General features: G+C 41.8%; 20 protein-coding genes. 10 read left to right on the plus strand and 10 right to left on the minus strand.

The genetic code is table 11. The features are described 5' to 3' along the window. The first annotated feature begins 51 nt into the window (after positions 1-51). The 3 genes from PSPO_RS05100 to PSPO_RS05110 are packed head-to-tail and all read left to right on the plus strand — an operon-like array spanning position 52 to position 4,594. A complete protein-coding gene (locus PSPO_RS05100; protein ID WP_010560500.1) occupies positions 52-1,335 on the plus strand; it encodes an imelysin family protein in 1,284 nt (427 codons plus the stop codon). 9 nt (positions 1,336-1,344) lie between these two features. Next, positions 1,345-3,525 (plus strand): TonB-dependent receptor family protein, encoded by a 2,181-nt coding sequence (locus PSPO_RS05105; protein WP_010560499.1) that lies wholly within the window; start codon positions 1,345-1,347, stop codon positions 3,523-3,525. A gap of 52 nt (positions 3,526-3,577) precedes the next feature. Then, positions 3,578-4,594, plus strand: a complete 1,017-nt coding sequence (locus PSPO_RS05110; RefSeq protein WP_010560498.1) for a sterol desaturase family protein — start codon at positions 3,578-3,580, stop codon at positions 4,592-4,594. Positions 4,595-4,625: 31 nt separating this feature from the next. Here PSPO_RS05110 and PSPO_RS05115 read toward each other — a convergent pair whose 3' ends face one another. The 4 genes from PSPO_RS05115 to PSPO_RS05130 all read right to left on the minus strand — a co-directional run bounded on the left by PSPO_RS05115 (position 4,626) and on the right by PSPO_RS05130 (position 8,285). Beyond that, positions 4,626-6,080 (minus strand): aminoacyl-histidine dipeptidase, encoded by a 1,455-nt coding sequence (locus PSPO_RS05115; protein ID WP_010560497.1) that lies wholly within the window; start codon positions 6,078-6,080, stop codon positions 4,626-4,628. A 17-nt stretch (positions 6,081-6,097) separates the two neighbouring features. Continuing rightward, a complete protein-coding gene (locus tag PSPO_RS05120) occupies positions 6,098-6,313 on the minus strand; it encodes a DUF3820 family protein (RefSeq protein WP_010560496.1) in 216 nt (71 codons plus the stop codon). Between the two features lie 38 nt (positions 6,314-6,351). Beyond that, entirely contained in the window at positions 6,352-6,603 is a 252-nt protein-coding gene (locus PSPO_RS05125; protein WP_010560495.1) for a hypothetical protein, read from the minus strand. 101 nt (positions 6,604-6,704) lie between these two features. Next, complete coding sequence (locus PSPO_RS05130) at positions 6,705-8,285, minus strand: cation:proton antiporter family protein (protein ID WP_010560494.1); 1,581 nt, start codon at positions 8,283-8,285, stop codon at positions 6,705-6,707. A gap of 213 nt (positions 8,286-8,498) precedes the next feature. Between PSPO_RS05130 and PSPO_RS05135 the strand changes: the two genes are divergently transcribed. Beyond that, complete coding sequence (locus PSPO_RS05135) at positions 8,499-9,242, plus strand: sporulation protein (protein WP_010560493.1); 744 nt, start codon at positions 8,499-8,501, stop codon at positions 9,240-9,242. 50 nt (positions 9,243-9,292) lie between these two features. After that, positions 9,293-9,748, plus strand: a complete 456-nt coding sequence (locus tag PSPO_RS05140; RefSeq protein WP_010560492.1) for a GNAT family N-acetyltransferase — start codon at positions 9,293-9,295, stop codon at positions 9,746-9,748. Positions 9,749-9,828: 80 nt separating this feature from the next. Here PSPO_RS05140 and PSPO_RS05145 read toward each other — a convergent pair whose 3' ends face one another. From PSPO_RS05145 to PSPO_RS05165, 5 genes are all read right to left on the minus strand, one after another. Next, positions 9,829-11,178 (minus strand): sodium-dependent transporter, encoded by a 1,350-nt coding sequence (locus PSPO_RS05145; RefSeq protein WP_040642470.1) that lies wholly within the window; start codon positions 11,176-11,178, stop codon positions 9,829-9,831. Positions 11,179-11,343: 165 nt separating this feature from the next. Next, positions 11,344-12,654: an ATP-binding protein gene (locus PSPO_RS05150; RefSeq protein ID WP_010560490.1), complete on the minus strand. Its 1,311-nt coding sequence runs from the start codon at positions 12,652-12,654 to the stop codon at positions 11,344-11,346. 3 nt (positions 12,655-12,657) lie between these two features. Beyond that, a complete protein-coding gene (locus PSPO_RS05155; protein WP_010560489.1) occupies positions 12,658-13,356 on the minus strand; it encodes a response regulator in 699 nt (232 codons plus the stop codon). Then, on the minus strand, positions 13,356-13,781 hold the full coding sequence (locus tag PSPO_RS05160) for a DUF3019 domain-containing protein (RefSeq protein WP_010560488.1): 426 nt from the start codon (positions 13,779-13,781) through the stop codon (positions 13,356-13,358). The genes PSPO_RS05155 and PSPO_RS05160 overlap by 1 nt, the downstream gene beginning before the upstream one ends. Continuing rightward, positions 13,771-14,607 carry a MipA/OmpV family protein gene (locus PSPO_RS05165; protein WP_010560487.1) on the minus strand — a complete coding sequence of 279 codons (837 nt, stop codon included), beginning with the start codon at positions 14,605-14,607 and terminating at the stop codon, positions 13,771-13,773. The genes PSPO_RS05160 and PSPO_RS05165 overlap by 11 nt, the downstream gene beginning before the upstream one ends. Positions 14,608-14,805: 198 nt before the next feature. Between PSPO_RS05165 and PSPO_RS05170 the strand changes: the two genes are divergently transcribed. Further along, positions 14,806-15,957, plus strand: a complete 1,152-nt coding sequence (locus PSPO_RS05170; protein WP_010560486.1) for a serine hydrolase domain-containing protein — start codon at positions 14,806-14,808, stop codon at positions 15,955-15,957. A gap of 35 nt (positions 15,958-15,992) precedes the next feature. On the opposite strand, the gene yhbY is transcribed toward PSPO_RS05170, so the two are convergent. Further along, on the minus strand, positions 15,993-16,289 hold the full coding sequence (gene yhbY / locus PSPO_RS05175; protein ID WP_010560485.1) for a ribosome assembly RNA-binding protein YhbY: 297 nt from the start codon (positions 16,287-16,289) through the stop codon (positions 15,993-15,995). A gap of 86 nt (positions 16,290-16,375) precedes the next feature. Between yhbY and rlmE the strand changes: the two genes are divergently transcribed. The 4 genes from rlmE to glmM all read left to right on the plus strand — a co-directional run bounded on the left by rlmE (position 16,376) and on the right by glmM (position 21,278). After that, positions 16,376-17,005, plus strand: coding sequence for a 23S rRNA (uridine(2552)-2'-O)-methyltransferase RlmE (gene rlmE, locus PSPO_RS05180; RefSeq protein ID WP_010560484.1), 630 nt, complete (start codon positions 16,376-16,378; stop codon positions 17,003-17,005). 67 nt (positions 17,006-17,072) lie between these two features. Next, positions 17,073-19,031, plus strand: a complete 1,959-nt coding sequence (gene ftsH, locus PSPO_RS05185; protein ID WP_010560483.1) for an ATP-dependent zinc metalloprotease FtsH — start codon at positions 17,073-17,075, stop codon at positions 19,029-19,031. Between the two features lie 50 nt (positions 19,032-19,081). Then, complete coding sequence (gene folP / locus PSPO_RS05190; RefSeq protein WP_010560482.1) at positions 19,082-19,930, plus strand: dihydropteroate synthase; 849 nt, start codon at positions 19,082-19,084, stop codon at positions 19,928-19,930. Continuing rightward, positions 19,920-21,278 (plus strand): phosphoglucosamine mutase, encoded by a 1,359-nt coding sequence (gene glmM / locus PSPO_RS05195; RefSeq protein WP_010560481.1) that lies wholly within the window; start codon positions 19,920-19,922, stop codon positions 21,276-21,278. Before folP ends, glmM begins: the two co-directional genes overlap by 11 nt. Positions 21,279-21,335 lie beyond the last annotated feature (57 nt).

The following is a 21,335-nucleotide window of genomic DNA, read 5'->3' on the forward strand; positions in this document are numbered from 1 at the left end:
CGGTTACTAACCTTTTGCTGTATTTATAATTCGAGATTTTAGGATAATTTTATGTTGATATCCGCAAAACTTAAACCGATAGCATTGGCAACATCATTAGTATTGACGTTGGCAGCGTGTTCGGAAGATACCTCAAGTACACAGGGACCAAATTTTGGTGGCGGTACAAGCGAGCCAGGGAATGGTGGCGGCACAACGTTTGATGAAAAAGCGTTAGTGGCAAACTTAGTCGATAATGTGATCACGCCAACATTTACCTCGTTTAATCAACAAGCGAATGCAAACAAACAAAACATTGAAAGCTATTGTGCAGTTGAAAAAGCAGCGATGGCAGGTGATGCAACTGAACAGCAACGTTTAGCTGCATTAGCATCGGCGCAAACTAGCTGGCGCGATACAACGGCACTTTGGCAACATGCAGAGCTGATGCAAATGGGGCCGCTATTAGAAAATGAAGGCGAACTGCGCAATCTAATTTACTCTTGGCCTGCTAAAAGCTTATGTGGCGTAGATCAAGATACCGTGTATTTTGAAGACGGCGTGATTAATAAAAATGCATCGCGTCCTTACGATATTAAACAGCGTACCGCAACGCGTCGTGGTCTAGTAAGCCTTGAACATTTACTGTTCACCGAGCAACTAAATCACAGCTGTTCGATTGCGAATGATGCGCTTGCTGATTGGAATAACCGCAGTGATAGCGAACGTCGTATCGCGCGCTGTGAGTTCGCTGTTGAAGTCGCCAGCGATTTAGTTGATAACAGCCAAGTGTTACTTGATAAATGGAATGGTGACAATGGCTACGCAATGAAGTTAAAAAATGCCGGTGAAGTTGGCAGCAGTTTTGATAGCGTACATGCGGCGGTTAATGTAATTTCCGATGCACTTTTCTATCTTACTGAAGAACTAAAAGATCAAAAATTAGCACTACCGCTGGGTTATGAAAGTAACTCGTGTGGTTTAGAAGCATGTCCTCAAGATGTTGAGTCACCGATAGCGGCGCAATCGCTTGCTAATATCAAAGCAAACCTTGCTGCGTTTGAAAAACTCTTTACTGGCAATGGTATAGTGCAAGATAACACCACTGGTTTTGATGATTTTCTTGTAGAAGAAGAGGGCACTGACGTTAAAGACACAATGTTAACTGGCCTTGAGCAATCAAATGCCGCATTAGATGCGATTAATGGTTCGCTGCAACAAGCACTGATTGATGAAAAAGACAAAGTAGAAACGTCTCACGCAAAAGTAAAAGATGTGACCGATCAGTTAAAACATGATTTTATTAACAAACTTGCGCTTGAATTACCTAAATCTTCAGCCGGCGATAATGATTAGAGCTTTATTATGAAAAAAACACTTTTAGCATTAGCAATTGCAAGCTGTGCAACGTCCGTTGTTGCAAAAGATAACAAAGCAAACGATATCGAGCACATCACCATTATTAGTCACGGTGACAAACTGCGTACAGAGTCTGGTTCAGCAACCCTTGTTTCAGAAGTAGAACTCGAAAAATATGAATACGATGATATTCACCGTATTTTAGCCAAAGTACCGGGCGTAAATATTCGTGAAGAAGACGGTTATGGCCTGCGTCCAAATATTGGCTTTCGTGGTGTTACACCTGAGCGTAGTAAAAAAGTAACTATTTTAGAAGACGGTGTCTTAATTGGCCCGGCGCCATACTCAGCGCCGGCGGCATACTATTTTCCAGTCACTACGCGAATGACCGCAGTAGAAGTGTTTAAAGGCCCTGCGGCAATTAAGCACGGCCCGCAAACGGTTGCAGGTACGCTTAATATGGTTACGCGCCAAGTACCATTTGAAATGACCGGTGGTTTGGATCTAGCAACGGGCACCGATGGCTATCAAAAAGCGCACGGATATTTTGGTACTGAAGTAGCCAAAAATTTGGGTGTACTAGTTGAAGGTGTTCGTTTACAAGCGGATGGTTTTAAGGAAATCGATAACGGTGGTGATTCAGGCTTTAAAAAGAATGATTTACTCGTTAAAACTAAATATTTGTTAGACGGACAAGCGTTCGACCAAAGTTTTGAACTTAAGCTTTCTTACGCAGATGAAAACTCAGATGAAACTTACCTAGGGTTAACGGATGCGGACTTTAATGCAAATCCGTATCGTCGCTACGCGGCTTCTCAACCTGCGAATATGGACACTGAGCATACGCAAATTATGTTTACCCATAATCTCTCAAACGATGTTTTCTCTGCAACAACGCGTGTTTATCGCAACGACTACGAGCGTGCTTGGCGAAAATTAGGTAGCTTAACAAGTTCAAGTGCAAGTTTGTCGGCAATTATGACAAACCCAGAATTACATGAACGAGAATATGCTGTTATAACTGGTGAGCAAAACTCAGTGCTAGATGGTGAAACATCAATGTTCTTAGTTATGGGTACCAATGACCGCGAATACTATTCACAGGGTATTCAAATTGATGCCGACTACGAATTTTCACTTGGTGGTTTAGATCATAAGTTAGCATTCGGCGTGCGTTATCATGAAGATGAAATTGAGCGTAAACACTTTAGTGAAAACTATCAGATGCTTGATGGTTACGCTGAAAAAACAGCTGGTGATAAAGTATTTACTACAACCAATATCGAAAATACTGAGGCGCTTTCAGTTTATATTGAAGACACGGTAAAACTTGGCAACTTAACGGTGTCTGCGGGTGTTCGTGGCGAAGATATGGATATGTACTACACCGACCTTGTGGACAAAGACGATTGGCAACGTAAATCAACTCAAATTTGGCTACCTGGCGTGAGCGGTTTTTATCAAGTGACAGAAAACGCAGGCGTGTTATTTGGTGTGCATCAAGGTTTTGTGCCAAGCAGTCCGCAACAGGCATCTGATGTTAAAGTTGAGAAAAGCATTAACTATGAGTTTGGTGGTCGTTTTAACGACGGCGCAACTAACATCGAACTAGTTAGCTTTTTTAATGACTACAGCAACTTAAAAGAAAGCTGCTCACAGTCAAGTTGTGGTACACAAGGCGACCTTGACCGCGAGTTTAACGGTGGCGAAGTGAATGTGTATGGCTTGGAAGCACAGTTACGTCAAAGCTATCCAATTAGTACACAATTTGATATGCCATATAGCTTCACTTATACCTATACCAAATCTGAGTTTTTAGAAAGCTTTGAATCAGATTTTGAACAGTGGGGGGATATTTCGGATGGCGACTCAGTACAGTATTTACCTGAACATCAATTGAACTTTGAAATCGGTTTAGCGGCGAATAATTGGGAAACCAATTTAATCGTTAAATACGTAAGCGAAATGGATGAAGCCGCAGGTGATAATGTTACGTTATCGGGCTTTAAAACCGAGTCGAGCGTTATTGTAGATGTATCCGCATCGTATGATCTTGGTCAATATGGCCGCATTTACGGCAAGGTTGATAACCTAACTGATGAAGCGTACATTATTAGTCGCCGCCCGTATGGCGCAAGACCAAATAAGCCAAGACAGTTTGTAATTGGTTACAAATACCAGTTTTAAGCTTTGGCATTGCGAATAAGGGGCTATCGGCCCCTTTTTTGTAGGAACTGCTGTGTTAGAGATATTTTCAACAAGTTTAAGCGAACTACCGCGTTATTTTAGCGATGCGAATAAACGTATTTTTTACCTTTATTTGTTAAGTGCGGTGGCGTTAGCGCTGCCGGTGTATTTTGCTGCAACAAAACAGCGTACAACGTTAGGCTTTTTTAAATTCTTATTCCCAAAATCAGTTTGGTTAGCAAAAAGTGCCAAGCAAGATTATGCTTTGTGGGTAGTTAATAAACTGATCAAAGCCTTAATGTTCGGCCCTATTGTATTAACAATGGCACCGATAGCAATTGCGCTAAGTGACGCTTTAGAATGGCTGTTCGGTCGCACAGAGCCGTTGGCATTGGCCAAGTGGCAAGTAATCACTATTTTCACTTTTCTACTTTTTATTATTGATGACTTAACGCGTTTTTTACTGCACTACGCTCTGCATAAAATACCGTTTTTATGGGAATTTCATAAAGTACATCACAGCGCAAAAGTACTTACGCCATTTACCATTTACCGTTCTCACCCTGTGGAGAGTTATTTATACGCGTGCCGTATGGCAATCGTACAAGGAACCGCAGTGGGTATAGGCTACTATTTATTTGCCGATGCAATTAGTATGTTTGATGTGTTAGGTGCCAATGTGTTTGTGTTTTTGTTTAATGTTTTTGGCGCAAATTTACGCCACTCACATATTTGGTTGTCGTGGGGCGATAAGTTGGAAGGCGTTTTTATTAGCCCTGCACAACATCAAATCCATCACAGTGATAACCCCAAACACTTTGATACGAACTTGGGTTCCGCACTGGCTATTTGGGACCGTATGACAGGTACCCTCATTAAAGCATCAGAAGTTGGCAAGATTTCCATTGGTGTAGGGCAGTATGATTGCGGCCATGATTCGTTATTTGCGATTTATAGTAAACCGTTTTTAGAGTCTGCAAAATCATTAAAGCTAAGTGCTAAAAAAGGCATAAATAAAATAGTGCCGAATAAAGACAAGGTCACCAATGACAAAAAACCGAGCATCTAAGGCTCGGTTTTTTATAACGCGTAGACGAAATTTAGTTTTTATTCGGAATATTACCTAGTACTTCAACGAGTAGGTTGAAAAACGGCTCAACTGTATCGATTTTCACTTTTTCATCTGGCGAATGCGGAAAGCGAATCGTCGGTCCAAACGACACCATATCCCAATGTGGGTAAGCATCCTTAAACAAGCCACATTCAAGTCCAGCATGGATCACCATAATTTTAGGTAATGTGCCAAACATACCTTGATAGGTTTCACGTAAAATATCTTTAATTTCAGAATCGTCTTTTGGCTCCCAGCCAGGGTACGCACCTGTGAAAGTAACGCTCGCACCTACAAGGGCAAATGTTGATGCAATCATATTTTGCGTATTAGTGCGGGCAGAATCGATTAGTGAGCGAACCAGACATTTTACGCTAACAGCGTTTTCGTTTGTTAAAACAACACCTAAATTGGTCGATGTTTCAACGATGCCGTCGATGGTGTCACTCATGCGAATAACGCCGTTCACACAACCATTTATACTATTGATTACCGCTGACTGCGATACTTTAGCAAGTTGTTTTTCGGGTAATGGCGCATCAGCAACCGATAGCAAAATATTTGGCTCAACTTTACTTAATTCTGCTAAAAACAGTGAATTGATATTTTTAAGTGCATTAGCTAGTGTGTCTTTATCTTGGTCATCGATTACTAGCGTTACTTCTGCTTCGCGTGGAATTGCGTTTCTCAGTGAGCCGCCTTGTAAGTTGGCAATGGCAAAGTCGATATCTAATAAACTTAATGCACGCACTAATAGTTTATTTGCGTTTGCGCGACCTAAGTGAATATCAACACCCGAATGACCGCCTTTTAAACCGTTAAGTGATACGTTAATAGCTGATTTAGTTGTATCTGTCGCTTCCCATTCGATTGGCAGCTCAATGTTTACATCAATACCGCCTGCGCAGCCCATGTAAACTTCGCCTTCATCTTCTGAGTCAGTGTTTAGTAAAATATCGCCTTCTAGCCAACCTGCTTCAAGGCCGAAAGCACCTGTCATACCGGCTTCTTCGTCTATGGTAACTAATACTTCAAGCGGACCATGTTGGATATCTTTGCTGGCTAAAACAGCAAGGCTTGCCGAAAGGCCAATGCCGTTATCTGCACCTAATGTTGTGCCATTTGCTGTTACCCATTCACCATCTACATAAGCTTCAATTGGGTCGTTGATAAAGTCGTGCTCTTTATCATTATTTTTTTGCGGCACCATGTCCATATGCGCTTGTAAAATCACACCTTTGCGATTTTCCATACCGATTGTTGCAGGTTTTTTAATAATTAGGTTGCCTACTTTGTCTTCTTTAACATCAAGACCAAGCTCGGTAGCGAATTGTTGGATCCACGCAGAAATTTTTTGCTCGTGTTTGCTCGGGTGTGGAATGCTGCATATTTTTTCGAAAATTTGCCACAGTGGCTGTGGTGATAACTGAGAAAGTTGAGTCACAGTGTGTTCCTTGAATATTAATTAAGTAATGGCATTAACACTTTTTCAAGGCCATTACGTTTCACTTCATAAATTAACGCAAGTTGCTGTCCAAGCTTTCCCTCAGGGAAGCCTTTTTGTTTAAACCAAACAAGGTAAGGTTCAGGTAATTTTAGCAGTGGGCAGCCGGCATATTTACCAAACGGCATAGGCTGATTGATTGCTTCCAATAAAGCGTGTTTATCTGCGAGCATAAATAAAGTGAGATTGTGAAAGTCTCAGCTAGTATACCTTAATGGCAATTAATTTTGACTGGTTTTGAGGGAGTGAACCCTTTTTCTCGCAATAAATTATCGAGTTGATTTACAGGTAAATGATGTTGCGGGTTATGGCGCAGGGCATGGGTTTTTGGCACCGCGTATTTATCAAGCAGTAAAAAATAAAATGTGCGCTTGGCTAAGTCTGAATCAAGGTGTTTAAGTTCATTGCTGATAAAATCACGCATTTCGGGTGATAATGCGGTTTTTTTAGGATGTTGCTGCATAGTCACGTCATTCAGAGTAATGGATAGGTAAATATTACTCTGAATAACGTCAAAAGTGTTACAAAAATGTAAATGAACGTAATCGTGCTAAGTGGTTTATGCTAGCTCGCTTTAGAAAACACCTTTTCTTTTACGTGTTCGGCAAAACCGCTACCAGCTTCTAAGTAAAAGTTAAAGGTTGAATGAACACCCATATCTTCTAGCTCTTTTTGTTGGTCGCGATAGTTGGCGATTGCGGTAACTTGACCAGAGAAGCCCGACGCTTTTAGCTGCTCAAGGGCGTACAGGTTTTGCGCGTGTTTTGGCATGGCTAACATTACCATTTCTACGTCTGAGTGGTTAATGCGGTTCCAAAAATCGGGATCGGTGGCATCGGCTAAAATGGCAAATCGATCGCGCTTGATATGCTTTTCTACTGTGTCAGGGTTAATATCTACACCGGCGACCGATTCAGGGTAGCTTTGCGCAATTGTTTCATAGGCACCAGTGCCAACACGGCCCATACCAAAGATCAAGATTTTCGCTTTGTTTAAGTTAACCGGCATTTCTTCGGCTAAGCGTTTGCTCGATTCAAAGCGCAGTAAGAAATTCTCATATTTTACGTAAAGCTCGTTTGATTTGTTATTAAGCGGTGACGCAATAATAAAGGTTATGGATACCGCAATTGCAAGTACCGCGAGCCATTCGCCCGTTAACCAGCCACTCGATACGGCTAGCGCACAGACAATCAAGCCAAATTCACTGTAATTTGATAATGAAAATGCACCGAGTAGGGAAGTACGCGCACGCAAGTGGAAAGCGTTAGTAAATAGGTAATAAAGTAGCACTTTAAGGGGTAACACAATAATTAAAACTGCGGCAACTAAGAGTGCATTGAGCGTGAGCTCGGCATTCAGGCCAATCGTTAAAAAGAATCCGACTAAGAAGAGATCTTTAAAGCTTAATAGTGCCTTAGAGAGTTCGCTTGCCTTTTTATGTGGCGCTAAGATCATACCAATAATCAGTGCGCCTAAATCACCTTTTAAGCCCGCAAATTCAAATGCGTGATAGCCAACCACTAACGCAAAGAAGAAACCAAATAGGGGGAGCACTTCACCGTGCTTTGAACGCGCAAGCATCCAGTAAAATACGGGTCTAATAAGTGGCAAGGCAAGTACCAATGCGATTGCCCAATAGTTTGGCAGTTTACCTGTACTAATCGCTAAGAAAACAACAGCAAAGATGTCTTGCATTACTAAAATACCGATGGCGACTTTACCGTGTAAGCTGGCCATTTCACCGCGTTCTTCAAGTACTTTTACCGCGAAAACGGTGGATGAAAAGCTTAGTGCAAACGCCAAAATCGCCGCGGATTGACTCGATAACTCAGAAAATAGAGGCAGTTTTAACCAGCTGAGCCCCAGTAAAGCCGCCCAAAACAACACGCTACATAATACAATATGTAAGGTTGCAGGCCCCCAAACTTGGGCTTTTATTAGATTGCCAATCTTTAATTTTAGGCCAATGCTAAATAGCAGTAAGGTGACACCTAGATTAGCCATTGTTTCAAGCAACTCGGTACTTTGATACCCCGCAAGATTAAGCACAAAACCGGCACATAAGAAGCCGATCAGCGGTGGTAATTTAAACTGTAAAATAATGAAGCCGCAAATAAAGGCTGTTGCGTAAAACAATAATTCCATAGAGTATTTTATAATTATCAGTTAAATAGTAAGGCTTTTCTTAGTCTATCTAAAAACACCCTGCTGTGCTACGAAATACGCTCAGCGCAAGCCAATCAAAGATGCAATCTAAACTAAAATGTAATCAACTTTTAACAAGTATAACTTTTAACTGACAAATTAATATTTTTATGGTTAATATGCAGTATAAGTATAAAGAACAAGGTGAGTTATATGTTCAAAAAAGTTCTCGCATCTATCGGTATTGGTGCGGCAAAAGTGGATACCGTGCTACATACTGAGCATTTACTGCCAGGGCAAAAATTTTCAGCAGAAGTTATCATAACAGCAGGCGATGTAGAGCAAGATATTTCAGGATTAGAGTTAGCCTTAATGACTAAGGTTAAAGTAGAGTCAGACGAAGGCGAGTATTTTGCAGATCATGTGTTAGATAAATGGTCGATTGTCGATCAACGAACATTGCAGCCAGGTGAAGAATTACGTATTCCATTTGAAGCACGCTTGCACTCAGAAACGCCAATTACTGAAATATCACAGGGCATTAATCAAAGCGTAGTTTGGATAGCGACTGGTTTAAATATTGATTTTGCGCTCGACGCAACCGACCGAGATCCGGTTTATGTATACCCAAATGAAGCGGTAAAAACCTTTATGCTAGCAATGGAAAAATTGGGCTATAAATTGGTTAAAAGTGATGTTGAAAAAGGCTATTTACGTACTTCTAATTTCAATTCCACATCAGGGTGTTATCAAGAGCTTGAGTACAAGCCTGCAGGCCTAAAAGTGTTTGGTCCGAAGGAAGTTGAGTTGTCATTTGTGCCTGAGGCATTGAAAACTCATGTGTTAATTGAAGTAGATCGAATGTTTGGCTCAGATGGTTACGCTGATTTGACCATTGAGCATGATCAGGTCAACCTTAGCCAAATTTGCGATCAGCTAGAACATATTTTCAGCTAAGCGAAGATAATTATCTAAGGGGCTTAGGCCCCTTTTTTATTGGGTGCATAATGACAAAATTTTATAGTAAAACATTTAATGAACTCACAACGGCAGAACTCTACGCCATTTTAAAGTTGCGCGTTGATGTCTTTGTGGTTGAACAAAACTGCCCGTATGAAGAGCTTGATGGGTTAGATTGCGAGCCGCAAACCCAGCATATTATTGGTTATGACGATAATGACGTTGTCGCCTATGCGCGTTGTTTAGCGCCAAAGATTAACTATGAGAACAGCGCGGCGATTGGTCGAGTGCTCGTTAAAAAAGAGGCGCGAGGTAAAGGGCTTGCACATGCTATTGTGTCGCTTGCCAAAGATATTTGTATTTCACATTGGCCTGAGCAAGGGATTGAAATATCAGCGCAGTGTTATTTAACTGAGTTTTACACTGAACTTGGCTTTCAAGTAGACGGGCAAGAATACCTCGAAGATGGTATTCCGCATATTCATATGAAAGCGGTTTCGTAAAAAAATTGCTAAGAGCCTAAAACTAAAAAGCCGATGAATACACATCGGCTTTTTGTTTATCTGTTTAAGTCTTCAGCTGGTTAGGTAAATGAATGAATAAATACCGCCGCAATAGCGAGCGGACACACAAATTTTGTGTACCATGGCCAGATTTTCCAGAACACGCCTGATTCAACGTCTTCATTACCTTGTTTAATTTCTTCAACAAGTGAATTTCGTTGCCAAATCCATCCTGCGAAAATACAGCAGAACATTGCGATAATTGGTTGACCATATTCTGTCGCCAATGTTGCCACAAAGTCGAGCATCGTACCGATGTTAAAAATAATCACAAAGCTGATTGCTAAAATACCAATACCAGTCCATGTAGTCGCAGTTTTACGCTCAATATTATGGCGCTCAACAAGATAAGATACAGGGCCTTCTAACATTGATATTGACGACGTAAGTGCGGCAATCGACATCAGGATAAAGAATGCCAAGCCAACAAACACACCCAGTTGGCCCATAGAATCAAATAAACTTGGTAAGACTTGGAATACAAGGGTTGGGCCTGCGAGCAGTGAGCCATCCTCAGCAAAAATTTGCACGCCTTGTTCCAACGCGACGTACATTGCTGGAATGACTAAAAGGCCTGCTAAAAACGCAATCGATACGTCAATAAATGTTACTTGAGCGCCGATGGTAACCATATTTTCTTTTTTCGAAATATATGAACCATAGATCACCATTACACTAGTACCCAATGATAGTGAAAAGAAAGCTTGGCCAAGTGCGCTAATTAGTAAGTCAGGATCAAGTACTCTTGAAATATCCGGGTTAAGGTAAGCTTCTAATCCTTTGTCTGCTCCATCTAAGGTTAATACATAGATGATCAGTAAGATAAGCAGAGCAATCATTGCAGGCATCAAACGCTTAGACCATTTCTCTATGCCATCTTCTACACCATTACGAATAATAATCACGGTTAAAAACATAAAAATTGCACAGAAGAAAATATTGCGTGCCACGCTGTCGCTAACGGCCCACTCTGCAACGCTGGTGGCACCGACGATGGTTGCACCTGCCTCTATGGCGTAAGATGTCATCCAACCGGCTAAAATACCGTAAAAGCTTAAAATAAGCGCTGCACAGACAATGCCGCCAAAGCCGACAATAAATGCGAAGCGTTTTTGTGTTTGCGTACGAGAAAGTTTTTCAAGAGAGGTTACGGCATTCGCTTGGCCGTATCGCCCAATTAGAATTTCAGCCATAAATGCAGGGTATGCTAGGCAAAACGCTAAAATTAAATACATTAATACAAACGCTGCACCACCATTAGTTGCCGTTTGTGTTGGGAAGCCCCAAATATTGCCAAGACCAACAGCACTACCTGCTGCTGCCATGATAAATCCTAGTCGAGAGGAAAACTCTCCACGTGAAGCACTCATATATTTTTCTCGTTATTAGTTTGCCGCCCAATCTACTGTAAATTGAAATAAATTAATAGAGTGAGTTCGCTTGATTTAGATCAATAAGATTAAAAAAATGTAAACAATCAAATTCGCTAAATTGTTAAATGTAATAGTTGCGTAATTTGTTAAAGGGCGAGCGGGCTACCATGAACTGGTCTTGTTCTTTAAATGGCAGCGATGTGGCAAGCGTAAAGTAAATTTTGCACCGCCGAGTTCTTTGGAGCGAGATACTTTAATATCGCCGAAATGCCAAGCGATGACTTTTGCGACGATAGCAAGCCCAAGGCCATAGTTTTTGGCCGCGCGGTTGCGGTGATTTTCTTGCTGGAAGAATGGCTTTAACACGTTATCTAGGTTTGCTTCATCAATGCCCGGGCCATCGTCTTCAATTTCAATAAACGTGTCAGCGTGGGTTTGCGTGGTGCTAATCGTAATGGTGGTTTTTGCAAAGTCAGCGGCGTTACTTAGTAAATTAACAATGGCGCGGGCTAACCAGTGCGGATCCACATAAAGCTGCTGGGTGTCTGATTTTATTTCAAGTTTGATAGATTGCGCGTTGAGTTTAGGTTCAACTTGATAAAAACAGTTATCAAATAGCTCAGTGCTGGTGATGGCAGTAGGCGATATTTGATACGATTTTTGCTCAAGGGTCGCGTACTCTAAATAGCTATTGAGCATGGATTCCATTTGATCTAAGTCGTTTTCCATGCGTTCAAGGTAATGCTGAATTTTAGTTGGATCTTTGGTATCTATCGCGGCATCTAAGCCAAACCGTAAACACGCAAGGGGAGTGCGGATATCATGCGACATACTGGATGCGAGTAATTGGTTTTCTTCAATCAGCTGCTGAATTTGGTCGGCCATGCGATTGTAACTGGTTTCTAGCTCGCGAATATAGCTTAGCCCGGTTAAGTTGATACGCGCATCGAGGTTGCCATTGGCAAATTGTGCGGTGGCCTTATTTAGCAAACTTAATCGTTTGGTAAGCGGCGCGAGCCACCACCACATAAAAATGCAAATGCCCAGATAAAAACCAACGGTTAAAAAGAGATCGGTACGATTAGTTGGCATTGGCGGCTTTTCAACACGCAACTGAATATGGCTATCGGCTAATGCTGCACTTGTTTGAATCAAGTAAAAGCCTAATTCGTCTTCTAGGGTAATACCGCCGGGTACCAGTAATTCTCCGTGCAGTTCGCGGGGCAATGCAAGCTCGCTATTGCTGTGGTAACTCAAGCTAAATTGACTCGCTTGGGTGAAGCGTTTTAAAAAGGCTTCATGTCCGCTTTTAGGGTGATGGCTTATTTCAGCAACCACGCCTGCAAGTATTTGCTTTTCAACTTTAAAATTATCGTGATTACTCGGAGGCGCACTTAATGAATCAATCAACCAACCAAGAATAAATGATGAAATCAGTGCGCCGGTGATCAGGCTAATATAAAGCTTTTTCATTAACTACCAAGCTTGGCTTACAAACAAATAACCTTTACCCCAAATGGTTTTTATTTTATTTGGGCTTTGTGGGTCGTCGCCAATTTTCTTACGAAGTGCAGAAATAAGCACATCAACGCTGCGATCTAAACCGTCGTATTCTCTGCCTTTGGTCGCTAAAAACACGCTATCGCGGTCGAGAATTTGATCCGCATTTGATGCCAAGTAAAATAATAAGGAATATTCGGCATTTGAAAGGGCGAGTTTAGTACCATCTAAAAATACGTCGCGTGACAAAGTGTCGATTTGTAAACTGCCAATGCTGATCTCATCAGAATTGGTATCCGAGCTCCCTTGTTTTTCACGCATTACTGCATTGATACGCGCAAGCAATACACGTGGACGCACAGGTTTTATGACATAATCACTTGCGCCAACTTCCAAGCCAAGTACTTCATCAATTTCATCACCTTTAGCGGTCATCATAATAATTGGTTGATGATAGAAAATACGTAAATCGCGACATACACTCATGCCATCTTTACCTGGCAGCATTAAATCAAGTAATACTAAATCGGGGTTATGTTTTTTTACTGCCTGCACAGCTTCGTCACCACGATGACACAAAACAACGTCAAAACCTTGCTCAATTAAGTACTCACTTACCCATTGTGCAAGAGATGTGTCATCTTCAACTAATAGTATTTTTTTTGCTATATCCATTAAAACAGTCTCCACCGACGTTTCTTTCGCTTATTGGTATATACCCAATTTACTTTCATTTCTACGGGCTCGCTTATTTGCCCTGAGCTAATTTCAACTAATTCGTATTGCATAGCTTCTGGCGAGTTAAACTCACTGTCTAATTCACCAAAGGTACTGCTATACCAGCAGCGAATCAGTTTTTTATCACTTACTGTGCGAATACAGTAATCACCTCTGACCGGCGCATGCCACTGGAACTTTAATTTGGTGTAACAGTGTTTTCCTTGACGCAATGCCACACATTTTTCAGGGAAAATGGCCAGTTCAGGGTGCGATAGTGGCAAATTGACGTTCTTTTCGGCATTGGCAAAAGACATGCTTGCGAACAAAAATAACGCAATAAGCTTGAGCTTAATAAGGACAAATTTAAGGTTAAAATACATAGCGTATACCAACCTTAGCTTTGTGTCGTAAGCTGTTAGAGATTAATGGACTGTTGCTAATTTCCTTTGAATACCAAGAGGATAACCAGCCACCAAGAAACACCCAATCTTCGTTAATTGGGTATTCGGCGTGAATTTCAAAGGTCAGGCTGTACGCGGCACTTGGGTTGTACTGTGGTCTAAATCCCGCGATTGCTTCGTTGGCATCTACGCCAAAATAATAACCAGTGAAATCCGATGAATAAATATTTAGGCCTGAGCCAACACGAAATTCCCAATTGCGATAATCTTGAATCGTACTAATAAAACCACTTGCCCAAAGACTTTTATGTGCACCTGAGATGTCGTGGAGAATTTCTAACGATAACTGGTGAGTTTTTTCTTTACGGGTAAGGCGAAGGCCCGCATTAAAATCATCTTCGCGTTCTTTCACGCCGCGAAGTTGAGATACTAAATCGTCGTCGTAAAAAGTGCCAGTTTCATCAAAACCTTCATGGGCGTTAATCGCGAATAAATCGAGACTCCAGTCATACTTATCAACGAGGTTATAACCAATCGTCAAGCCACCTGTAAGCTGCGAGTTATCCACATCAAAATAAAATTTGTCGTAGTTGATGGCAACATTGATGTTTAATTCAAAACCATCTTGATAGTCCACACCTTGTAAATAGTGTTTATCGACATAGTAGCCAGCACCAAAACTCCAATCCCACGTGAATCCATCACTTGCCTCGAGTGTGTTGTCTGCATAAAGCCTATTACTAGCAAGGCAGGGCGTCGCAAGCAAGGTGCTCAAAATAAGAAGTGAAATTGTAATTTTGTTCATTGTAATAATTATAGTTGTACTGATCTGTGGCTAAATGCTGTTTAATAAAATACGTATTATATGTATAAATGTGTAGTTCACATGTAAAAAAATGTAGTTGTTCAGCTTGGACAAACAAAATATTTAAAAGTTTTGCCTGCATCCTTGTTATTGGCTTGTTAAACTATGTGCGTATTTATTCCGAGAATAGCGATATATATGCGGTTTTTGTTTTTCTCAACATTTTTGAGTTTTAGTTGTTTTTCAGTTGCGGATAGTCTTGATAACGCAAGCGAACAGGTTGATTTTGACCGTTTTGTTAAAGGTTACAAGAACACCATGGTATCTAAATTAAGAAAAAAAGGGATCCCAGGTGCTGCACTGTCAGTTGTAAAAGTAGATGCGGGGGAGTTTGCCTACGGCTATGGCAAAACCAAACGTATTAGCGGTAAACCTATTACCACCAGTACACGCTTTCGTTTAGCGTCGGTATCAAAAACATTTGCGGGATCTTTGGCTGCAAAGCTCGCCAGTGAAGGGCAGTTAAAGCTTGACGATACGGTGACTAAATATCTGCCGGATTTTCATTTCCACAGTCGTGATAAAAAGCTGCGGGTGTCGCATTTATTAAGTCATAGCAGTGGCCTTGTACCCAATGCGTACGACAATCTTATTGAATCACGCATGCCTTATAACAAAATTAAAAACAAGCTTGCAGAAGTAGAACCGATTTGTTCTCCGGGGCGTTGTTATGGTTATCAGAATGTGATGTTTAGCCTGATTGGTGATGTAATCGAAAAATCCACGCAGATAGATTACAGCACTTGGGTTAATGAATTCATGTTTAAACCGTTAAACATGAAAAATGCGAGTCTTGGTATACAAGCCATGATGCAAGATGACAATTACGCTCATCCGCACGTGAGAGCACGTAAGCGTTGGTACACCACAAAAATAAAACCAAATTACTATAAAGTTGGTCCTGCAGCGGGCGTTAATGCCAGTGCAGATGATATGGTGCAGTGGCTCAAAGCGCAGCTTGGCCAATACCCAAGTGTGTTATCAAAAGAATCACTGGCGCTACAAAGTACACCACAAATTAAAACAAAAAAAGAGTTAAGGCGTCGAGTTTGGCGTAAAAATCTAAATCAAGCTCATTACGGACTGGGCTGGCGCATTTATGACTACAAAGGCGAGAAAATTTATTATCACAGTGGCTGGGTGCAAGGCTATCGTGCTGACGTGTTGGTTATTCCAAGGTTAGAGTTAGGCTTTAGTTTGATGATAAATGCCGAAGCCGGTATTTTGAACGAGCTGACTACGGATTTTCTTGATTTAACGTTAAAGCAATACAATAAAAAACGCGCTTAAAGCGCGTTTTTTTACAGGTTAAAATATGTTTTCCGTTAACCCTTTGGCAATTGGATTTTCTTATCTTCGCTTTGTTTATAAAGCACAATAATATGACCAATTGTTTGAAGCTTGATAGCACCCGTTTCGCGCACAATGGCTTCAAAAATAAGCGCTTTAGTTTCACGGTCACTAGTTGGTACTTTCACTTTAATTAGTTCGTGAATGCCAAGTGCGTTTTCAATTTCGAGTAACACACCTTCTGTTAAACCATTTGCACCTAAAAGAACAACTGGATTTAACGCGTGTGCTTCGCCTTTTAAAAACTGCTTTTGTTTGTTTGATAACTTCATATTTAGTAAATTTCGCAGAAATAATCTTGAATTAAGGGTATTCTACCGCCATATATCCAATATTACTAATTCTAGAGTAGAATTTAATGGCTAATAAAAAGCATTCGGCAAGTTCAAAACGCTGGTTAAAGGAGCATTTTGATGATGTATATGCCAATGAAGCCCGTAAACTCGGGTATCGCTCGCGCGCTTACTTCAAAATTGAAGAGCTCGACAAAAAAGATAAATTAATTCGCCCGGGACTCACTGTGGTGGATTTAGGTGCCGCACCAGGTGGTTGGTCGCAATATGCGGCTGATAAGGTTGGTGATAACGGCACAGTAATATCTTGTGACATTTTACCTATGGATCCCCTACCTGGCGTTGAATTTTTACAAGGTGACTTTCGTGAAGAAGCGGTACTGGATGCACTGTTATCACGAATTGATGGTAAGAACGTTGATCTTGTGATGTCGGATATGGCGCCTAATATGAGCGGAAATAACGTGACAGATCAGGCAGGTAGCATGTACTTGGTCGAACTTGCATTTGATATGTGCCATCAAGTACTAAAACCAAACGGCAATTTTGCTGTCAAAGTGTTCCAAGGAGAGGGATTTGATCAATTTGTTAAAGACCTACGTAATAGTTTTAAGACCGTTAAAATTCGCAAACCAGATTCGTCGCGTGCGCGCTCTCGTGAAGTTTATATAGTAGCGACAGGTTACAAACTGTAGTACAGTATTTAAAGTTAAAGATTTTTTTCAATGTTAGATAAGACAAGAGGTTAATGCCTTGAGTGATATGGCTAAAAATTTAATTCTCTGGTTGGTAATCGCCGTAGTTTTAATGTCGGTATTCCAGAGTTTCAATCCAGGCGAAGGCGCTAACCGCCAGCTCGCATATTCGCAGTTTGTAAAGGATGCCCGTGCACAGCAAGTGCGCGAAGCGAAGTTTGATCGCACAGCAGGCATCGTATATGGCACAAAATTAAATGGTGAACAGTTTAAAACTGTTATCCCTATGCACGATCAGTACATTGTTGACGAGCTGATCAAAAGCGGTGCAATTGTTGAAGGTGTAGAACCGGAAGAGCAGTCATTACTGGCAACAATCTTCATTTCTTGGTTCCCAATGTTACTGCTTATTGGTGTTTGGATATTCTTCATGCGTCAAATGCAAGGCGGTGGCGGCAAAGGTGCCATGTCATTTGGTAAGAGCAAAGCACGCTTAATGAGCGAAGACCAAGTTAAAACGACATTTGCCGATGTAGCTGGTTGTGATGAAGCAAAAGAAGACGTTACTGAGTTAGTAGATTTCTTACGTGACCCATCAAAATTCCAAAAGTTGGGTGGTAGCATTCCGAAGGGCGTACTAATGGTAGGTCCTCCAGGTACAGGTAAAACGCTACTTGCAAAAGCGGTTGCAGGTGAAGCAAAAGTACCATTCTTTACAATTTCAGGTTCTGACTTCGTAGAAATGTTCGTTGGTGTTGGTGCATCGCGTGTGCGTGACATGTTTGAACAAGCTAAGAAAGCTGCGCCTTGTATCATCTTCATCGATGAAATTGATGCGGTAGGTCGTCAGCGTGGTGCAGGTCTTGGTGGTGGTCATGATGAGCGTGAGCAAACACTTAACCAAATGCTTGTTGAAATGGATGGCTTTGAAGGTAACGAAGGTATTATTGTAATTGCTGCAACTAACCGTCCAGATGTACTAGACCCAGCGTTACTTCGTCCAGGTCGTTTTGACCGTCAAGTAGTTGTAGGTTTACCTGATATCCGCGGTCGTGAACAAATTCTTAAAGTACACATGCGCAAAGTGCCTCTGGCAGACAATGTAGAGCCAGCACTAATTGCACGTGGTACACCGGGCTTCTCTGGTGCTGATCTTGCTAACTTAGTGAATGAAGCTGCTCTTTTTGCTGCGCGCGGTAATAAGCGTGTTGTTAGCATGGCCGAGTTTGACGCTGCAAAAGATAAAATCATGATGGGCGCAGAGCGCAAATCAATGGTTATGAGCGAGCAAGAAAAAGAAATGACGGCATACCACGAAGCTGGTCACGCTATTGTTGGGCGTTTAGTGCCTGAGCATGATCCTGTTTATAAGGTATCAATTATCCCGCGTGGTCGTGCACTTGGTGTAACTATGTATTTACCAGAGCAAGACCGTGTAAGTCATTCTAAGCAACATTTAGAGTCGATGATTTCAAGCCTTTACGGTGGCCGTATTGCTGAAGAACTCATCTATGGCGCAGATAAAGTGACCACAGGTGCGAGTAACGATATTGAACGTGCAACTGATATTGCACACAAAATGGTTACGCAATGGGGTTTAAGTGAAAAACTAGGTCCGCTTCTTTATTCAGAAGATCAAGGCGAAGTTTTCATGGGTCGTAGTCAAACGCAGAACAAGAGTATGTCTGGTGAAACGGCTAAGCTTATTGATGCGGAAGTACGTGACTTCTCAGATCGCAACTATCAACGCGCTGAAGATATTCTAAAAGAAAATATGGATATCCTTCACGCAATGAAAGATGCGCTAATGAAGTATGAAACGATTGATGCTGCGCAAATTGATGACCTAATGGCGCGTCGCGAAGTGCGCCCACCACGAGATGCACATGATCGTAAAGACGATGACAAGCCAAGTGCTGGCGCAACAGCTACTGGCGATAAAGAACCTCAAGCAGAAAAACAGGTTGATACAGAGAAAAAACCTGAAAATAAACTTGATGACACCGACCAACCATCGGTAAACTAACAACCCTAAAAACCCCGAGCAATTCGGGGTTTTTTTAAATCTACATTTCTATGTCTACTATCAATTTACCAAACGGCAAGGTACTTGACCTAAGCCAAACCCATATAATGGGAATACTTAACCTTACCCCAGACTCTTTTTCTGATGGCGGCAGTCATCAACAAATCGACAGCGCTGTCATTTCTGCTCTGGCGATGCTTGAAAATGGCGCGACCATTATTGATATTGGTGGCGAATCAACGCGTCCTGGTGCACCTGATGTTGCATTAGAAGAAGAGCTTGCGCGCGTTATTCCAGTTATAGAGGCGATCCGCAAAAAATCAGATTGTATTATTTCTATCGATACCAGCAAAGCAGAAGTAATGCGTCAGGCGGTGAATGCGGGTGCTGATATTATTAACGATGTTCGTGCACTGCAAGAACCCAATGCCTTGGAGACAACGGCTGAGTTAGGCGTGCCGGTATGCTTAATGCATATGCAAGGGCAACCGCGTACTATGCAATCAAATCCTCATTACGATGATGTGATAAATGATATTAAACAGTTCTTTGTTGAGCGCATAGCTGCTTGCGAAGCTGCAGGTATATCGCGCGATAAAATCATTCTCGATCCCGGCTTTGGTTTTGGTAAAACCCTTGCACATAACTACTATATTTTAAAATACATAGACGAGTTTAAAATGATGGGGTGTGAAGTACTTGCGGGCTTATCGCGCAAGTCGATGATTGGTAATTTATTAGGGCGCGATGTAGATCAGCGTTTAGCTGGCTCAGTTGCGGGCGCGCTTATCGCCGCGCAAAAGGGCGCTAAGATTATTCGAGTACACGATGTTACAGAAACCGCCGATGCACTTAATGTATGGCAGGCCTGTGAACAAGGAATTACAAATGAGCAATAGAAAATATTTCGGCACCGACGGTGTACGTGGTGAAGTAGGGCAGTTCCCAATCACCCCTGAATTTGCATTAAAGCTTGGCTGGGCGGCAGGAAAAGTGCTGTCTAAAGCGGGCACTAAAAAAGTGATTATTGGTAAAGATACACGTATTTCGGGCTATCTTCTTGAAACATCGCTTGAAGCCGGTTTAGTAGCGGCTGGTATTGATGTTATTTTATTAGGCCCAATGCCAACGCCTGCAATCGCGTATTTAACACAAACGTTCCGCGGTGAAGCAGGTATTGTTATTAGTGCCTCTCACAACCCTTATCAAGACAATGGCATTAAGTTTTTCTCATCACAAGGCACTAAGCTAGATGATGCGTTAGAGCTTGAAATCGAAGCCATGATGGATGAAGAAATGACGTGTGTTTCTTCAGAATCGCTCGGTAAAGCAAAGCGCCTTGATACTGCGGCAGGACGTTATATCGAATACTGTAAAAGCCAGTTCCCAAGCGCTTTATCGCTTGAAGGTTTACGTATTGTGGTTGATTGTGCCAATGGTGCAACGTATCACATTGCACCCGATGTTATGCGTGAACTTGGCGCTGAAGTGATTAAAGTAGCGTGTGAGCCAAATGGTTTAAATATCAACGCAAAATGCGGCGCAACCCATGTTGATACCATGATCCAAAAAGTGCTTGAAGTAAAAGCAGACGTAGGTATTGCCTACGATGGTGATGGTGATCGCGTGATGATGGTTGACCATAAAGGCCGTGTATTTGACGGTGATGACATTGTTTATATCATTGCGAAATACGCGTTCGAGAAAGGTGAACTTGGCGGCGGTGTCGTTGGTACTGTAATGTCTAACATGGGCCTTGAAAATGCGCTTAAGTCACTCGGCGTTGAATTTGAACGCTCAAAAGTGGGCGATCGCTATGTGCTAGAGCTATTAAAGCAAAAAGGCTGGAAAATTGGTGGCGAAAGCTCGGGCCACATTCTAAATCTTGACCGCATCTCAACGGGTGACGGTATTATATCTAGCCTACAAGTGCTTGCTGCCATGGTTGAGAGCAATCAAACTCTTGAAGATTTAGGTCAGGGCTTTACAAAGTACCCAATGAATATGATTAACGTGCGTTATGCAAAAGGCACTGAGCCGCTTGCAAGCAACGATGTGAAATCTGTGATTGCTGAAGTAGAACAGCAACTGGGTGACAAAGGTCGTGTACTTATTCGTAAGTCAGGCACAGAGCCTGTGATCCGCGTTATGGTTGAAGCAGAAAAAGAGAAGCAAGTCTTCGATTTCTCAAAGAAAATTGCTGATGTTGTTGAATCTATAAGCAAACAACTCGAAAACGCACAATAACTTCTTGTAACTTTTAGCGAGTCAGGATAACATCCTGCTCGCTTTCTAAATTGGAGT

It is taken from the genome of Pseudoalteromonas spongiae UST010723-006, assembly GCF_000238255.3.
In the GTDB taxonomy this organism is placed as follows: Bacteria; Pseudomonadota; Gammaproteobacteria; order Enterobacterales; family Alteromonadaceae; genus Pseudoalteromonas; species Pseudoalteromonas spongiae.

Excerpts from the sequence above, each read along its gene's own strand:
- PSPO_RS05105 (WP_010560499.1), top strand. The coding sequence starts at position 1,345 with ATGAAAAAAACACTTTTAGCATTAGCAATTGCAAGCTGTGCAACGTCC.
- PSPO_RS05135 (WP_010560493.1), top strand. The coding sequence starts at position 8,499 with ATGTTCAAAAAAGTTCTCGCATCTATCGGTATTGGTGCGGCAAAAGTG.
- ftsH (WP_010560483.1), top strand. The coding sequence starts at position 17,073 with ATGGCTAAAAATTTAATTCTCTGGTTGGTAATCGCCGTAGTTTTAATG.
- PSPO_RS05100 (WP_010560500.1), top strand. The coding sequence starts at position 52 with ATGTTGATATCCGCAAAACTTAAACCGATAGCATTGGCAACATCATTA.
- PSPO_RS05155 (WP_010560489.1), bottom strand. The coding sequence starts at position 13,356 with ATGGATATAGCAAAAAAAATACTATTAGTTGAAGATGACACATCTCTT.
- PSPO_RS05125 (WP_010560495.1), bottom strand. The coding sequence starts at position 6,603 with ATGCAGCAACATCCTAAAAAAACCGCATTATCACCCGAAATGCGTGAT.
- PSPO_RS05145 (WP_040642470.1), bottom strand. The coding sequence starts at position 11,178 with ATGAGTGCTTCACGTGGAGAGTTTTCCTCTCGACTAGGATTTATCATG.
- PSPO_RS05120 (WP_010560496.1), bottom strand. The coding sequence starts at position 6,313 with ATGCTCGCAGATAAACACGCTTTATTGGAAGCAATCAATCAGCCTATG.
- PSPO_RS05150 (WP_010560490.1), bottom strand. The coding sequence starts at position 12,654 with ATGAAAAAGCTTTATATTAGCCTGATCACCGGCGCACTGATTTCATCA.
- PSPO_RS05170 (WP_010560486.1), top strand. The coding sequence starts at position 14,806 with ATGCGGTTTTTGTTTTTCTCAACATTTTTGAGTTTTAGTTGTTTTTCA.
- PSPO_RS05130 (WP_010560494.1), bottom strand. The coding sequence starts at position 8,285 with ATGGAATTATTGTTTTACGCAACAGCCTTTATTTGCGGCTTCATTATT.
- folP (WP_010560482.1), top strand. The coding sequence starts at position 19,082 with ATGTCTACTATCAATTTACCAAACGGCAAGGTACTTGACCTAAGCCAA.
- yhbY (WP_010560485.1), bottom strand. The coding sequence starts at position 16,289 with ATGAAGTTATCAAACAAACAAAAGCAGTTTTTAAAAGGCGAAGCACAC.
- PSPO_RS05165 (WP_010560487.1), bottom strand. The coding sequence starts at position 14,607 with ATGAACAAAATTACAATTTCACTTCTTATTTTGAGCACCTTGCTTGCG.
- PSPO_RS05140 (WP_010560492.1), top strand. The coding sequence starts at position 9,293 with ATGACAAAATTTTATAGTAAAACATTTAATGAACTCACAACGGCAGAA.
- glmM (WP_010560481.1), top strand. The coding sequence starts at position 19,920 with ATGAGCAATAGAAAATATTTCGGCACCGACGGTGTACGTGGTGAAGTA.
- PSPO_RS05160 (WP_010560488.1), bottom strand. The coding sequence starts at position 13,781 with ATGTATTTTAACCTTAAATTTGTCCTTATTAAGCTCAAGCTTATTGCG.
- rlmE (WP_010560484.1), top strand. The coding sequence starts at position 16,376 with ATGGCTAATAAAAAGCATTCGGCAAGTTCAAAACGCTGGTTAAAGGAG.